General features: G+C 68.7%; 15 protein-coding genes. 2 read left to right on the forward strand and 13 right to left on the reverse strand.

The window, feature by feature from the left end; genetic code table 11:
• On the reverse strand, positions 1-763 hold a 763-nt coding region (locus tag ACQKDV_RS13320; RefSeq protein ID WP_427784220.1), incomplete at its 3' end, for a glutamine synthetase beta-grasp domain-containing protein.
• 223 nt (positions 764-986) lie between these two features.
• On the opposite strand from ACQKDV_RS13320, the gene ACQKDV_RS13325 reads away from it, so the two are divergent.
• Positions 987-1,781 (forward strand): undecaprenyl-diphosphate phosphatase, encoded by a 795-nt coding sequence (locus ACQKDV_RS13325; RefSeq protein WP_427784222.1) that lies wholly within the window; start codon positions 987-989, stop codon positions 1,779-1,781.
• A gap of 76 nt (positions 1,782-1,857) precedes the next feature.
• Entirely contained in the window at positions 1,858-2,682 is an 825-nt protein-coding gene (locus ACQKDV_RS13330; protein ID WP_427784223.1) for an META domain-containing protein, read from the forward strand.
• Between the two features lie 186 nt (positions 2,683-2,868).
• On the opposite strand, the gene ACQKDV_RS13335 is transcribed toward ACQKDV_RS13330, so the two are convergent.
• The 12 genes from ACQKDV_RS13335 to ACQKDV_RS13390 form a co-directional block, all read right to left on the reverse strand.
• On the reverse strand, positions 2,869-3,477 hold the full coding sequence (locus ACQKDV_RS13335) for a YbhB/YbcL family Raf kinase inhibitor-like protein (RefSeq protein WP_427784225.1): 609 nt from the start codon (positions 3,475-3,477) through the stop codon (positions 2,869-2,871).
• A gap of 11 nt (positions 3,478-3,488) precedes the next feature.
• Positions 3,489-5,561, reverse strand: a complete 2,073-nt coding sequence (locus tag ACQKDV_RS13340) for a tetratricopeptide repeat protein (protein ID WP_427784227.1) — start codon at positions 5,559-5,561, stop codon at positions 3,489-3,491.
• A 56-nt stretch (positions 5,562-5,617) separates the two neighbouring features.
• Positions 5,618-6,652 carry a YheT family hydrolase gene (locus ACQKDV_RS13345; protein WP_427784229.1) on the reverse strand — a complete coding sequence of 345 codons (1,035 nt, stop codon included), beginning with the start codon at positions 6,650-6,652 and terminating at the stop codon, positions 5,618-5,620.
• A 7-nt stretch (positions 6,653-6,659) separates the two neighbouring features.
• On the reverse strand, positions 6,660-7,451 hold the full coding sequence (locus ACQKDV_RS13350) for a lysophospholipid acyltransferase family protein (RefSeq protein ID WP_427784230.1): 792 nt from the start codon (positions 7,449-7,451) through the stop codon (positions 6,660-6,662).
• Positions 7,452-7,600: 149 nt separating this feature from the next.
• The gene (locus ACQKDV_RS13355; protein ID WP_427784232.1) at positions 7,601-8,434 is read right to left on the reverse strand and encodes an MBL fold metallo-hydrolase; all 834 of its coding nucleotides are present in this window, start codon (positions 8,432-8,434) and stop codon (positions 7,601-7,603) included.
• Positions 8,421-9,428, reverse strand: coding sequence for an NAD-dependent epimerase/dehydratase family protein (locus ACQKDV_RS13360; protein WP_427784234.1), 1,008 nt, complete (start codon positions 9,426-9,428; stop codon positions 8,421-8,423). The genes ACQKDV_RS13355 and ACQKDV_RS13360 overlap by 14 nt, the downstream gene beginning before the upstream one ends.
• Positions 9,428-10,447, reverse strand: coding sequence for a 3-oxoacyl-[acyl-carrier-protein] synthase III C-terminal domain-containing protein (locus tag ACQKDV_RS13365; RefSeq protein ID WP_427784236.1), 1,020 nt, complete (start codon positions 10,445-10,447; stop codon positions 9,428-9,430). Before ACQKDV_RS13365 ends, ACQKDV_RS13360 begins: the two co-directional genes overlap by 1 nt.
• 5 nt (positions 10,448-10,452) lie before the next feature.
• Positions 10,453-10,887 (reverse strand): hotdog fold thioesterase, encoded by a 435-nt coding sequence (locus tag ACQKDV_RS13370; protein WP_427784239.1) that lies wholly within the window; start codon positions 10,885-10,887, stop codon positions 10,453-10,455.
• A gap of 10 nt (positions 10,888-10,897) precedes the next feature.
• Positions 10,898-12,979, reverse strand: a complete 2,082-nt coding sequence (locus ACQKDV_RS13375) for a phospholipase D family protein (RefSeq protein ID WP_427784240.1) — start codon at positions 12,977-12,979, stop codon at positions 10,898-10,900.
• Complete coding sequence (locus ACQKDV_RS13380) at positions 12,976-13,605, reverse strand: YceI family protein (protein WP_427784241.1); 630 nt, start codon at positions 13,603-13,605, stop codon at positions 12,976-12,978. The genes ACQKDV_RS13375 and ACQKDV_RS13380 overlap by 4 nt, the downstream gene beginning before the upstream one ends.
• 4 nt (positions 13,606-13,609) lie before the next feature.
• Positions 13,610-14,086, reverse strand: a complete 477-nt coding sequence (locus ACQKDV_RS13385; RefSeq protein WP_108763614.1) for a SixA phosphatase family protein — start codon at positions 14,084-14,086, stop codon at positions 13,610-13,612.
• Positions 14,087-14,134: 48 nt separating this feature from the next.
• On the reverse strand, positions 14,135-14,715 hold a 581-nt coding region (locus ACQKDV_RS13390; RefSeq protein WP_427784244.1), incomplete at its 5' end, for a ParA family protein.

Below are 14,715 nucleotides of genomic sequence, written 5' to 3' on the forward strand. Positions count from 1 at the left end.
CATCCTGCAGTTCTCGATGGACCGGGACATCGACATCGCCGCGCAGGACGTGCAGCAGTTCGTCGGCCTTCTGCACCAGGGTGCTGAACTTGGTGCCGATTTCGCACTGGCCGGCGGTGGCCACTTCGTGGTGCTGCACTTCCACTTCGATGCCGACCTGTTGCAGGGTCTTGCACATTTCAGCGCGCAGGTCGTGCAGGGTGTCGGTCGGCGGAACGGGGAAGTAGCCGCCCTTCACGCCGGGACGGTAACCGCTGTTGGCGCCGTCGTACTTGGCGCCGCTGTTCCAGGCCGCTTCTTCCGAATCGACCTTGAAGAAGGTATTGCCCATTTCATTGGCGAAACGGACCGAATCGAAGATGAAGAATTCCGGCTCCGGGCCGAAGAACGCAGCTTCGGCAATGCCGGAGGACTTCAGGTACGCCTCGGCGCGCTTGGCGATGCCGCGCGGGCAGCGGCCGTACGGCTGCATGGTGGCCGGGTCGAGGATGTCGCAGCTGATCACGAGGGTCGGATCGGCGTAGAACGGATCGACGTAAGCGCTGGTGGTGTCGGGCAGCAGGACCATGTCCGATTCGTTGATGCCCTTCCAGCCGGCGATCGAGCTGCCGTCGAACATCTTGCCTTCTTCAAACAGCGACGGTTCGATGATGCTGACCGGGAAGGTGACGTGCTGTTCGACGCCACGCATATCCACGAAACGCAGATCGACGAACTCGATCTGGTTGTCCTTGATCAGCTTCTCAACGTTTTCCACGGACATCGGTACGACCTCGGATGGGGATGAATGCCTACTGAGGTACAGCAATGACCGTGCCAACTTTTTCTTGAACGCAAGTCATTGATTTTCAATGTTGCGCCCAGACGCAGTGCAGGTCAGCCCGCACCAAAGGAGTGCAGGCACCACTTCGCGCACCCGTTTGGTGCGGCGGGGATCGTCTATCCTCTCGACCTTCCTTCTTTCGCTGCCCGCACCTACGCCCTCCATGTCCGATCTGCTCTCCGCCCTGTTGCTGGGCATCCTTGAAGGCCTTACCGAATTCCTGCCGATCTCCAGCACCGGCCACCTGCTGATCGCCCAGCACTGGCTGGGCGCGCGCTCGGACTTCTTCAACATCATCATCCAGGCCGGTGCGATCCTGGCGGTGGTGCTGGTGTTCCGCCAGCGCCTGCTGCAGCTGGCCACCGGCTTGGGCCAGCGCGAGAACCGCGAGTACGTGTTCAAGCTGGGCGCAGCCTTCCTGGTGACCGCCGTGGTCGGCCTGGTGGTGCGCAAGGCCGGCTGGTCGCTGCCGGAAACCGTGGGCCCGGTGGCCTGGGCGCTGATCATTGGTGGCGTGTGGATGCTGCTGGTGGAGGCCTATACCGCACGCCTGCCCGATCGTGACCAGGTGACCTGGACGGTGGCCATCGGCGTAGGCCTGGCGCAGGTGGTGGCCGGCGTGTTCCCCGGCACTTCGCGTTCGGCCTCGGCGATCTTCCTGGCCATGCTGCTGGGCCTGAGCCGCCGCGCGGCCGCGGCCGAGTTCGTGTTCCTGCTGGGCATCCCCACCATGTTCGCCGCCAGCGCCTACACCTTCCTGGAACTGGCCAAGGAAGGAAACCTGGCCAGCGAGAACTGGACCGACGTCGGCGTGGCCTTCGTTGCCGCCGCCATCACCGGCTTCGTCGTAGTGAAGTGGCTGATGGGCTATATCAAGTCGCACAGATTCACTGCCTTTGCCGTCTACCGCATCGCCTTGGGCGCTGCACTGCTGCTGTGGTTGCCTGCCGGCAGCTGAATGGTGCCGGGGCGCGGCAACCCCTTCGCCGGCCCCCACACGTATTTCCCCTGGTTCCCCAAGGAGACACACCACCATGAACCGCACGCTAACCCTGCTCCTCCCGCTGGCCCTGCTGGCCGCCTGCAGCCAGACCCCGGCACCGGCCGGCACCGGCGGCGACGACGTGGCCCCGGCCGCCACCAAGGCGGCAGACCAGCAGACGCTGGCGCACTTGGATGCGCAGCGCCTGCAGAGCCAGCACTGGTTGCTGAAGCAGGCCACAGCGGCCGACGGCAAGCGCATCGATGCGCTGTTTGCCCGCGCTGACAAGCCGGTCACCCTGGACTTCGCCGATGGCCGCCTGTCGGTGAGCAACACCTGCAACCGTCTGGGTGGTGGTTACACGCTGGAGAACGGCGCGCTGAAGGTGGGCGCGATGGCATCGACCATGATGGCCTGCACCGACAAGGCGCTGATGGCGCTGGACGATGCGGTGTCCAGCCGCCTGCAGGGCGAGCTGAAGGCCACGCAGGATACCGATGGCACGCTGACCCTGGCCACCGGCAACGGCGACGTCCTGGTGTTCGCGCCGGAGCCGACCGCCGAAACCCGCTTCGGCGGCCCGGGCGAAACCGTGTTCCTGGAAGTGGCCGCGAAGACCGAAAAGTGCTCGCACCCGCTGATTCAGGACTACCAGTGCCTGCAGGTGCGTGAGGTGAAGTTCGACGACAAGGGCCTGAAGCAGGGCGAGCCGGGCAAGTTCGAGAACTTCTACGGCACCATCGAGGGCTACACCCATGAGGATGGCGTGCGCAACGTGGTTCGGGTGAAGCGCTTTGCGGTGAAGAACCCGCCCGCCGATGCGTCCTCGCAGGCATACGTGCTGGACATGGTGGTCGAGTCGGCTACCGAGCGCTGACGCCGGTCAGTGCGTAGTAGAGCCGACTGTCAGTCGGCTTGCTCGACCGGCCTTTGTAGAGCCGAGCGTGCTCGACTGTTTGGCAGCAGCCGAGCATGGCTCGGCTCTACAAAAAGGCACAGCCCAGCATGGCTCGGCTCTACAAAGGGTGCGGCCGGCCAGCGGCCGGCGCTACCGGAGGTGCGGTTACAGCGCCGGGTTCAGCGTGTAGGTGCCGTGCAGCGTGGCTTCGGCCAGCACGTGGCCATGCATGGCGCGGTAGGCATCGGCGGCGGTAAAGCGCGGTGGCAGGTCCAGCGTCGGAACATCCAGCGCGAATACGCGGAAGAAGTAACGGTGTACCCGCTCGTCGTTGAACGGCGGATACGGGCCGTCATAGCCCAGGTAATCGCCGGCCATGTCCGGATTGCCGGCAAACCAGCCGGTGAAGTCGTTCACGCCCTGGCGGCTGCCGGCCGGGCCGGCCGGTGCGGGCTTGCCCTTGGCCACGAAACCATCGCTGCAGCTGCCGGCCGCGATCTCATGCACCGACGCCGGGATATCGGCCATCACCCAGTGCACGAAATCGCAGCGCGGCTGGTCGCGCGGCACCGTCATGTCGGTGCGGCCGACCGTCCCAGGCACGGTCGGCACATCCGGGTCCACGCAGACCAGCAGGAACGAACGGGTGCCCTCGGGCACCCCGCTCCAGGCCAGGTGCGGGTTTCGGTTGGGGGCAAAACCATCGGCATCGCCGGCCGCGAACTCGCGGTCGATCGGGGCGCCGGCGGTAAGGCTGGTGCTGCTCAGTTGCATGGAACGGCTCCTTACGCTTCGGGATAACCCAGCCGCACCGCGACCGGGGTCAACAGTTCAAACGCTGCACCCATCACGTCGGCGTACTGGCGCCAGTGGCCGGCCGGGAAGCGCGGCGGGCCGATGCGCTGGGCCGGCGGGATCGGGGTATTGAAGAGCTCCTGCAGCATGCCGGCGACCACGCGCGGATCATCGCGCACCTCGTCGATACGCATCAGGATGTGCGGGTACAGATCCTGCTCGTGCAGGGTGGCCACCTGGGCCATCGAACGCGCCAGCCACTCGGCCACTTCGGCCACGTTGTTGACCACGAACGGCGCCGGCGCGCCGTAGGCGATCCAGTCCAGCAGCATGTCGCGCGGGTCGCGCAGCACCACCAGCAGGCGGCCCTGCGGCAAGTGCGGGCGCAGCGACCACAGCAGCGCGTTGTCCCACCACAGCAGCCAGTCGATGACGGTGTCGTTCTGCACGCCACGCGTACGCAGCGCGTCACGCCAGCCGCTCACCAGGCCCTCCGGGCTGAGATCGCCCGAGGCCAGCCTCTGCAGGGTGAAGTAGTTCTGGAACGCATCATCGGGCGGAGTCTGCGCGAAACGGTCGCTGCGCATCACCGGGCTGGCCCCGGTGAGGGTGACGGCCACGCGCTCGACGCCCGAACCCGGCGCACCCCACAGGAAGATCGGTGCGGATGCAGCGGCCTCAGGATCGACCGTCCCCAGGTCGGGCCAGCTCGGCGGGGCCTTGGCCTGCGGCGGCAGCGGCACGCGCTGCGCGTTCTGGTCGGCATGCAGGTCCAGCCAGGTGCGCAGCGCGTCGCGCGGCTGGCCCGCCTGGTCGAAGATTTCGCCCAGCCAGGTACGCAGCTCGCGGCGGCGCTCTTCCGGCGCCGCGTCGATCATGCCCTGCACGTGGGCGACAGCGGCCGCCGGATCACGTGCCAGCAGCGCCCCGACCACGCGGGTTTCGCCGCTGATGCGGCCCGGCTCCAGTGCGATGATGCGACGGGCGATCGCTTCCACGGCGTCGGTTTCACCGGCCGCTTCATGCAGGCGCAGGCGTGCTTCCAGTGCTGGCACGAAGTCGGGCATGGCCTCGATCCAGCGGTCGGCCACGGCCACCGCGCCCGGGCTGCCGAAACCTTCCGGCGCCAGTCGTGCCAGCCACAGGTGCGGCAGCTGCGGGTGCTCGGCCAGCACCGCATCCAGTTCGGCGCGGGCTTCCTCTTCGCGGCCCAGGCGCTGCCAGCAGGCCAGCAGCAGTTCGACCACGCGGCGGTCGTCCGGGTTGGCCCTCAGCATCGGCCGCAGCTGCTCCAGCGCCTGCATGGGCTGGTCGGCCTGCAGGGCGATCTCGGCACCCAGGCGCTGCAGCGCAGGCGTATCCAGGCCGGGCACCTGCAGCGCCTGCTGCAGCTGCTGGTGGGCGGCTTCGACGTTGCCCTGGCGCAGCGCCAGCTGCACCACCAGGCCATGCAGGCTGGTCATCGCCGGATTGATCTCCAGCACCCGGCGGAAGGCCTGCTCGGCGAAGGCCAGCATGTCCTTGGCCAGGTAGGCCGAACCCAGTGCGTACAGCACGCGCGGGTCGTGGGCCATCTGCCGGGCGGCTTCGGACAGCAGCTGCAGCGCACGGTCGGCGTCATCGCGGCGCAGGGCCACCATGCCCTGCAGGGCCAGCACTTCAGGGTGCTCCGGCTCCAGCCGCGCTGCCATCGTGGTCTGCCGCGCGGCGCTGTCGATGTCATTGCGGCCGATCGCCAGATGGGCCTGCATCAGGTAGGCCTCGAACGCATTGGGGTTCAGATCGGTGGTGCGCAGCAGCGCTTCGTCGGCGCCTTCGAAATGGCGCAGGGCCAGCAGCAGGCCGGCCTGCTGCAGGTGCAGCTGTGCATCATCGGGAGCCAGCTGCAGCGCCTGCTGCAGCGCTTCCATCGCGGCCTCGGCCTGGCCCTGCTGCTGCAGCGCAAGCGCCAGCCAGCGGTGGGCCTGTGCCTGGCCGGGTTCGTCGTGCACCCACGCCTGTGCCAACTGCACGGCCTGTGCGGTGTCGTTCTGGCGCAGGGCCTGGAGAATCTGGTCTTGCATGGCAGTCCGGTTCAATGGCAAACCCGCATTGTAACGGCCCGCGCACAGGTGCCGGTTCAGCCCGCCAGCACCCGCTGCAGGCGCTGGGCCACCCAGCGTTCGGAGAAGCCGTCGCCGCGCCAGTTTTCCAGGAACCCGCAGTGGCCGCCCCAGCAGGCCGTTTCCAGCCGCGCCTGCTGCGGCAGCTGCCAGTCGCTGAAGGTCGAATAGGGAATGACCGGATCATCCTGGGCCATCAGGATGTCGGCCGGTACCTGCAGGGTGGACAGGCGGTCGCCGGCAATCGAATACCCGTCGAAATACGCCTGCAGCGAGCCGAAATCGGTATGCCGCTCGACCAGCCAGGTGGTCAGCGCACGGATGTCCAGCTTCAGCACGCGGTCGTCGCAGTCGCTCAGTTCCGGGAACAGGTCGCGCTTGCGGCGCAGCGAACCGGCCCATTTGCGGCGGAAATACCAGTCGTACATCGCCGGCCCGTTCTGGATGCTGTCCATGGTCAGCGCCGGATCCAGCACCGGGCATACCGAGGCCACCCGCTGCAGCGGCACACCGGCACCCGGCGCGCGCAGGGCCAGCCGCAGCACGAAGTTGCCACCCAGCGAATAGCCTGCGGCCACCAGCGGCAGGTCCCGCCAGCGGCGCGCGATATCGCCAGCGGCCTGCACCACTTCATCGATGCGGTTGGAGTGGAAGATGCCGGGGTTGAGGTGATGGGTATTGCCGTGGTCGCGGAAGTTCAGCCGGATCACGTCGAAGCCCTGCTCGATCATGCGCGCGGCCGCCATGCGCATGTAGCTGGATTCTGCACTGCCTTCCCAGCCGTGCAGCAGCAGGGCCATGCCCTGGGGCTCGCGGCCTTCGATGTGGCTGTGCCAGCCCTGCAGGCGCACGCCGTCGCCGCCGTCGAGGATCAGTTCTTCGCTGACCGCACCGGTGGCGGCAAGCAGCAGCAGGCCGCGCTGCAGGCGCATGCGGCTGGAGCTGAGCATGGATTGCAGGTGCGGGTTGCGCAACCAGCGCGGCGGCTGGTAATCCGCCGCATGCAGCGTCGGCGTGCCGGCGTCCAGGACGGGTGGCGGGATCAGTGCCACCGCATGCTCACTGCGTGCTCATGGCCGCCACGATGCGCGCGCGCGAGGTTTCCGCGATGCGTCGACGGCCTTCCAGGTCCTGGGCACCGATCGGCGCCAGGAAGTGCACTTCCGCACGTCGCGCCGGCTCACCGAGCAGGCGCAGGAAATTGGCGAAGAAGCTCTCGCCCGGGCCAAAGGCCACGATGGTCTGGGCATCGCCATGGGTGCCATAGACCAGGGCCACCGGCTGTACCGGCACGCCGGTTTCAACTGCTGCCTGGAAGATGCGGGCATGGAACGGGCCTACTTCATGGCCGCCACGGGTACGCCCTTCCGGGAACACGCCCACCGCCTTGCCATCCCGCAGACGGTCAGCCATCACCTGCATCACCCCCCCGAGCGATTCGGTGTTGCCGCGCTGGTGGAAGATGGTCTGCCCGCGCGCGGCCAGCCAGCCCACCAGCGGCCAGCTGGCGATCTCGCGCTTGGCAACGAAACCCATCATGCGCTGGCTGTGCAGGATGGAGATATCCACCCAGCTGACGTGGTTGGCGACGAACAGCACTGCGCCCGGCAGCGGGCGGCCGATCTGCGCCAGGCGGAAGCCGAAGATCCACATCAGCCCGCCCTGCCACCAGTTGACCACCTTGGCACCGAAGGTGGCATCGCCCACGCGCAGTTCGCCCCACGGCGGAAGCATGCCGATGAGGATCAACGGCAGGAACACGATGATGTGGACCAACAGCAGCGGTACGCGGTACAGGTAACGGCACACACGCGCCACGCCGCCACGGGGGGCCGGAGTGGGGGAAGTCATCCGCGAACGATACCGGAGGGCCGCAGCCGCTGCCAGCCGATTCTGGCCATAAGTCCCATTGACCACGGCCATGGGCGGGAACACGGTGTCCTGTTGGCGGGGATGGTGGGGCGGCGGGCCGCGAAGAGCAGCCGAGCGTGGGCTCGGCTCTACGGGGTGGCGGGCGGCCGCCACTGGCCGCAATGGGCCGGCACCAGCTGCAGGCCGGTCACCTGGCGCTGGATGTGCTGCAGCCGCTGCAGGGTCTGCCGGTAGCTGCCGGTGTGGCCCAGCAGGGCGGTGACCAGCCGCGGCGGTGGCACGCCATCGGTGATGGCGGCACTGGACCAGGCCGCGTCGGCCACCAGGAACACCGGGCGGCCCTGGGCATCCTCGAACAACAGGCCGTGCTGGCCCACCGCGTGGCCGGGCAGTGGCACCGCCAGCAGGCTGCGGTCACCCAGCACGTCGCGGCCGCGGCCGAAGGCATCGAACGGGCGCGGCAGGCCGACGTCCGGCAGGTGTTCAAGCCAGCCCATCCGCGGCGCTGCGGCGCGGGTCAGCGCCGGCAGCAGGCCCACGCTGAGCGCGCGCAGGCGCCCACGCGCCGCCTGGTCCAGCCATGCCGCCTGCGAACACAGCAGCGGCACATCGGGGAAATCGAGCACGCCTCCGACGTGGTCGCCATGCAGGTGCGAAAGCACCACCAGGCCGATGTCGGCCGCCGCGATACCGCGCTGCTGCAGCTGCGCACGCACGCTCTGGCCCGGCCCCAGGTGCACCGGCGTGACCCAGCGGTACAGGCGCTCGGGGAAGTGCGCAGTCGCCTGCAGGAACGCTTCCGAGTAACCAGTATCGAACAGGATGAGGCCCCGCTGCGGGTGCCGCAGCAACGCCACCAGCGCGGGGAATTCGCAGCGGTGCCAGCTGGCGCCCTGGCGGACGGCGCGCTGCGGGTGCACGCAGTGGCCGGCCTCGATCAGTTCCCACTCAAGCCGTGCCATCGTTGCCTCCGTGCTGCTTCCAGTGGGTGGCGAAGGCCTGCAGGGCCGCCTGCACACCGGTGCGCGGGACGTAGCCCAGGTCGCGCCGCGCCGCACGGATATCCAGCGTCTGCGAATACCCCAGCACGCCCACGCCATAGCGGGTGAGACGCGGCTCGGGGCGGCCCGGGCGCAGGCGCGCCACGGTCTCGGCCACGCCGGCCGCAGCCAACGCCAGCGAACGTGGCACGGGCCGCAGGCGCACCTGCAGATCCATCGCCTCGAACAGGCCGCTGACCAGTGCGTGCACATGCAGCGGGGTGCCGGCACTGATGTTGTACGCGCGCCCACTGCAGCGCGCATCGGCCTGCAATGCCAGGCTCACCGCCTGCACCGCGTCGTCGATGGGGGTGACATCGATCAGCGCGCGGCCGCCATGGATCAGCGGAAAACGGCCACTGGCCGCCACCGCCAGCAGGCGCGGCAGGATCGCGCGGTCGCCCGGCCCGAACACCGCGCGTGGGCGGAGTACCACGGTGTGCAGCCCCTGGCGCGCGGCAGCGGCCACGGCCAGTTCCGATTCCCATTTGCTGCGGGCGTAACCGGTGATCCAGCGCCGTGGCGGCTGGAAGCGTTCATCCAGACCGTACTGGTCGGCAAAGCGGAAATAGATGCTGGGCGAACCCAGATGGACCAGGCGGGCGACACCGGCCGCCTGTGCGGCCTGCAGCAGGCGCGTGGTGGCCAGCACGTTGGCCCGCTGGAACGCCGCCGCCGTCCCCCACGGCTGTGACATCGCCGCGCAGTGCACCACCGCATCGCAGCCCTGCAGCAACGGCGCCAGCGCGTCCTGCGCAAGATCGGCAGCAACGACCTCGATGCCGTGCGCGGCCAGCGCCTGCAGCCGAAGCACATCGCGCCCGCTGCCGCGCACCTGCCAGCCCTGTGCCGCCAGCGCGCGTGCGACATGCTGGCCGATGAAACCACTGGCGCCGGTGACCAGGACCCTGCGCATCAGTAGCGCAGTACCGCGCCGCCCAGCGCCAGGCCGGCGCCGGTGCCGATCAGCAGGGCCTGGCCGCCACGCCGCAGGCGGCCGTCGGCCAGCGCCTGGTGCAGGGCCATCGGCAACGAGGCCGCCAGCTGGTTGCCGTGCTCGCGCAGGATGCGCACCAGCCGCTGCGGCGGCAGGCCCAGCACGCGTTGCAGGTGGTCCAGCGCCTGCCCGCTGGCCTGGTGGGGCACGATCACATCGCACTCGGCCAGGGTGGTGCCGGCGCTGTCCAGCAGATCCTGCAGGAAACCGGGCAGGCGCCGCGCGGCTTCGCGGTAAAGAGCCTTGCCCTGCATCTGGAAATGATGGGCGGCCCGGTAGGCATCGATATCCTCGAACAGGCGCATGCCGGTGCCGCAGGTCGGCACCTGGCACAGGTCCGCACCGTCGCCATAGGTGCGCAGGCGGGTGGCCAGCAGCGCCGAAGCCTGGCCTGCGCCAGCGCGCTCGACCAGCATCGCCACCGCGCCATCGCCAAACAGCGGTGCGGTGAGCGGATCGTCCGGGTCGAGCCCGGAACTGGGGATGTCGCTGCAGACGATCAGCACGCGCCGGTAGCGGCCCAGCGCCAGCAGGCTGCCGGCCATTTCCAGTGCCACCACAAAGCCCAGGCAGGTGGCGTTGACGTCGAAGGAGGGTACGCCGCTGTCGCCCAGGCCAAGGGCCCGCTGCACCAGTACGGCCTGGCAGGGAATGGCCTGCTCCATCACCCCGCAGGCGGAGATGATGCAGTCGATGTCGGAGGGTGCCAGGCCAGCGTGGTGCAGGGCCTGGCGCGCGGCCTGCGCGCCCATCCACGAGGCCCGCTCATCGGCCGAGGCATGCCTGCGGCTGGCCACGCCGCTGTGCCGTTCAACCCAGCCGGCCGGTTTGTTCCAGCGCTGGTCGAACTGCTGCGATGGCACGCGCAGGCGTGGCAGGTAGGCGCCGCTGGCGATGATCCGCAGCGGCAGCGCAGCAGGGGCAGGAAGGCCGGACATCGGCCTCAGCCGTGGCCTGCTGCCACCACCGCCAGGGTCAGCCGCGAAATGCACACCAGCCGGCCCTGTTCGTCTTCGATGCGGATCTCCCACAGCTGCGTGCTGCGGCCCACGTGCACGGCACGGGCGGTACCGGTAACGGTGCCGCTGCGCACCGCGCGCACATGGTTGGCGTTGATTTCCAGGCCCACGCAGACCTGCTTGCCGGTATCCACGCAGAGATTGCCGGCGCTGCTGCCCAGGGTTTCGGCCAGCACCACCGAGGCACCACCGTGCAGGATGCCGTACGGTTGGCGCGTGCGCTCATCGACCGGCATGGTCGCCTGCAGCCAGTCGCCACCGGCCGCGGTGAAGACGATGCCCAGGGTATCGATGGCCGTGCCACGGCTGAGCGTGTTGAGCTGTTCGATGGAGACGGCTTCGCGGAACACCTGGGTCATGCAAGCACCTTCAGAGGATGGGGACGAGGCCGGCGCCGAATGCGGTGAGCATGCGCACCAGCAGCCATTTCGGGCCAACGTTCACTTCGGGGAAATCACCGACGGGCACATAGCAGCGGTGGAAAGCCGGGCTCTGCCGTGGCAGCGGCTGCGGGCAGTCCACGCCGGGCTGGAACTCGTAATCGGTGGCATAGCGCCACGGCCAGAAGTCGAGGATGGGCAACGCCTCGGAGGCTTTGCCGACGCTGTAGTTCAGCCCCGACAGCACCGGCGGCTTGGCGCGCGGCGCCACCGTCCAGGAATTCTGCGGGTGGGTGTCGCGCAGGATGCTCTGCGCCAGCTGCTCGGCAAACACCGGGTCGTCGATGATGACCGCGCCTTCGGTGTTGTAGTTCTCGCTGCGCGGATCGAAGTTGTGGGTACCGACCACGCCGATGCGGCGGTCGACCACCAGCGATTTGGCATGCAGGCCCATGCGCGCGCCCTTGCGGGTGACCGGCAGCGGCTTGTTGACCGCCTTGCTGCCCAGGAACGAGGGCCGCGTTTCGGTACGCAGCAGGCGCGTTTCCACTTCGCTGCCGGCCGCACGCCGCCGTGCACGGCTGTTGTCGTAGGCGCTGCCCAGGCGCGGGTGCTCCACGGCCGGGCGCGCGTCCTGCGCTTCGGGACCGGCAGCCGCGCGCGTTGCAGGTGCATCGTCGTTGCCCCCGCCGGCATTGCTGCCCGCCGCGCTGCCGCCGATCAGCGGATTGCGCATGCCCGGGTCACCGCCGGCACTCCCACCGCTGCCCAGCGGGTCGGGCAGCAGGTTGCGGTAGTCCACCGGGGCATCCAGCGGGAACGGCTTGTATTCGAAGATGTTGAAGCCCAGTTCGCGCATGTTGCGCCGCTTGTACTTGTATGACAGCGCATACACGATCGGGTTGTCGGTGGCCGCCAGGCTGTTGCTGGACACCACCACGCGCGGCGGCTCGGGCCGCTTGCGCAGCTCGCGGAACAGCTTCTGCGCCGGCTTGGACAGCACCAGGTATGGCGTCTGCAGGATCACTTCCTTCTGCGCGCCGGAAATGAGCGCGTCCAGCTGCGGCTCGGTGACGTGCTGGCCGGCCAGCGGTGCGTCGGCGCGTTCGCGGCGGTGCTTGCGCGGCAGATCGGCCACGTAGCGCACCGAATGCACCGGCAACGCAGTGTCGACGAACGAACGTGTGATGAACCCGGTGTCGCTGGCCTCCTCGCTGACCCGCTCCACCCGCTCGGGGCGGCGGAACTGCGCCGGCGGCAGGGCCGGCACGCCCTGTTTGAGCAGGGTGCGGCCAACATCATTCAGGCGTTCGGCAGGGACGCTGCGCGGCGCGCGCCAGAATGCGTCGAAGTTGGCGGCCATCGCCCGCGCTTCCGGCCCGGCGATCAGCACGTCGCGGTCGCGGAAGTTGTACTCGCGGTCCCAGTCGTAATAGTCGTCCTGGTAGTTGCGGCCACCGACCACGCCGATCGCATCATCGATGACCAGCAGCTTGTTATGCATGCGCTGGTTGAAGCGTCGGAAGCAGCACAGCACGCTGCCGGCATAGTCGAAGTAGTTCAGACGGGCCTTGCCGAAGGTCGGGTTGTAGACCCGCAGCTGGAAGTTCTGGTGGGCACCGGACAGTGCACCGAGGATCTCCAGGTCGGAGATGGCCGACAGCTGGTCGATCAGGACCCGCACCTTCACCCCGCGGCGGGAGGCGGCCAGCAACTCGTCGATGATCAGCCGGGCGCTGTCGTCCTTGTCGAAGATGTAGGTCTGCAGGTCGATGCTGCGGGTGGCGCTGCGCAGCAGGTTCAGGCGGGCGACCAGAGCGCCCTCGCCCTCGTCGAGCAGGGTGGCGTAGTGCTGCGGCTGCGCTTCGGTGGATTCGCTGAATGCGCGACCGGCCAGGGCCCGCAGCGGCGAATCCTGCGCGCAACGGTCGGCGCGCTGGCAGTCCACCTCGGCCGAACGGGCCTGCACGGCGATGGCCTGGGCACGGTCGCGCTCGGCGTTGGACAGCGACGCACAGCCGCTGCCCAGCAACACGGTTGCCAGCGCCAGTACACGCAGCAGGAGGTTCACGGTTTCGGCGCCTCGCTCATGCGGGCTCGTAGTACGAAGGTCACTCGGTCACTCAAGGCAAGCTGCCAGCTGTCCATGCCATACCGGCCTCGTTGCACGGTACCGCGGCTGACGACATCGCAATCATAGCCGGGTCGGGGACATTCCGCCTTCTCCACCCGCAGGGTCTCCGGGTGGCTGACCCCGCGCAGGGTCAGCCGGCCCTGGATGTCGCCACCCTCGCTGATGGTGTCCGGCCAGTATGGCAGCGAGTCGAACTCGACCGACGGGTAGCGGCCAGCATCGAAGAACTCCGGCCCACGCATCCAGCCGGTGTAGCGCTCCTTGCCTGGAATCTCCACCGAGCGGGTGAACATCTTCAGGTGCACCTGGTGTCGGCCATCGGACAACACTTCGACGCGTCCCTCGAAATGCGGGAACTGCCCTTCGATGCGCTGGCCGAAGCGGGTGCGCACCTCGAAGCCGATCTGCGACTGGTGCAGGTCCAGGTACAGCACGCGCGGCGACTCGGCCGACGCCAGTGCCGACACCGGCGGCAGCGCTGTGGGGGGAGGAGGGGCAGCCCAGGCCGGGCTGCAGGCCAGCAGCACCGGCAGCAGGCAGCGGCCGGGCCGTGCCAGGATCATCGACTCACGGCCACCAGAAGGCGTTCAGGCTGGCCACGCCCGGCTCGATCGCTGCCTCGCGCGGGAACCCGAGCACGGCCACGGCCGCCGGCGGCATGCCGCGGTAGTCGCTGCTGGTGCCCTCGGTCATCAGCGCCACCAGCCGTTCCAGGCCGGGGTTGTGGCCGACGATCAACACCCGGTCCAGGTCGCGGCGTTCATCCACCAGCGCGGCCAGAGTGCCCGGGGTGGCCTCGTAGATGCGGTCTTCCAGGCGCTTTTCGACATACCCGATGGTGGCCAGCACCGCTTCCAGGGTCTCGCGGGTGCGTCGCGACGGCGAGCACAGCACGCAGTCCGGCAGCAGGTTGTTTTCCTTCAGCCACTTGCCGGCCGCCTCGGCTTCGGCAAGACCTACCGGCGACAACGGCCGATCAAGGTCGGCCTGGCCGGGAGTGGCCGGTTCGGCATGGGCATGACGCAGCAGGATCAGTTCACGCATCGCGGGTTTCCATGAAGAGAGGATGCAGCACAGAGAGTGACGCAGGCGTCACAGCTTCAACCAGGCCAGCAGTGGTTCCCAGTCGGCCTGGTGCTCGCGCACCTGGGCCGAGCGGTAGTCGAACAGACTGCGGCCGAGGCCGGTCATGACCACATAGCTCTGGCTGTCACGCAGCTGGGCCACCACCGGGTAAGGCCACTCGCCCAGCATGTGCAGCGCCTGCTGCGAGGTCTGGGTCCACGGCTTGGTGCGGTTGAGGACCAAGCCCACCGGCAGCTTGCGGCTGTGCACGCGCGGGTTCTGCGCCAGGCTGTTGAGGAAGCCGACGATGGCTTCGATGTCCAGCGCCGAGGGCAGCACCGGCACCACCACGGCATCGGCGGCGTCGAGGAAATGGGGGATATCGTCGGCCAGCGCACCGGCTGGCGCGTCGATGATGACGGTATCGGTGCCGTCGGGCAGCTTCTGCGCCCACTGCTTCTTCCGGTACACGTCGATGGGCAGGACGGCGCTCTCCAGCCCGGCCCGGCGCTGGGCCCAGCGGGTGCTGGAGCCCTGCGGGTCGGCATCGGCGATCACCGTGGCCTTGCCCTGCAATGCCGCGTACGCGGCCAGGTGGGTGGCGACGG

It is taken from the genome of Stenotrophomonas sp. NPDC077659 (assembly GCF_050268705.1).
Taxonomy (GTDB): domain Bacteria; phylum Pseudomonadota; class Gammaproteobacteria; order Xanthomonadales; family Xanthomonadaceae; genus Stenotrophomonas.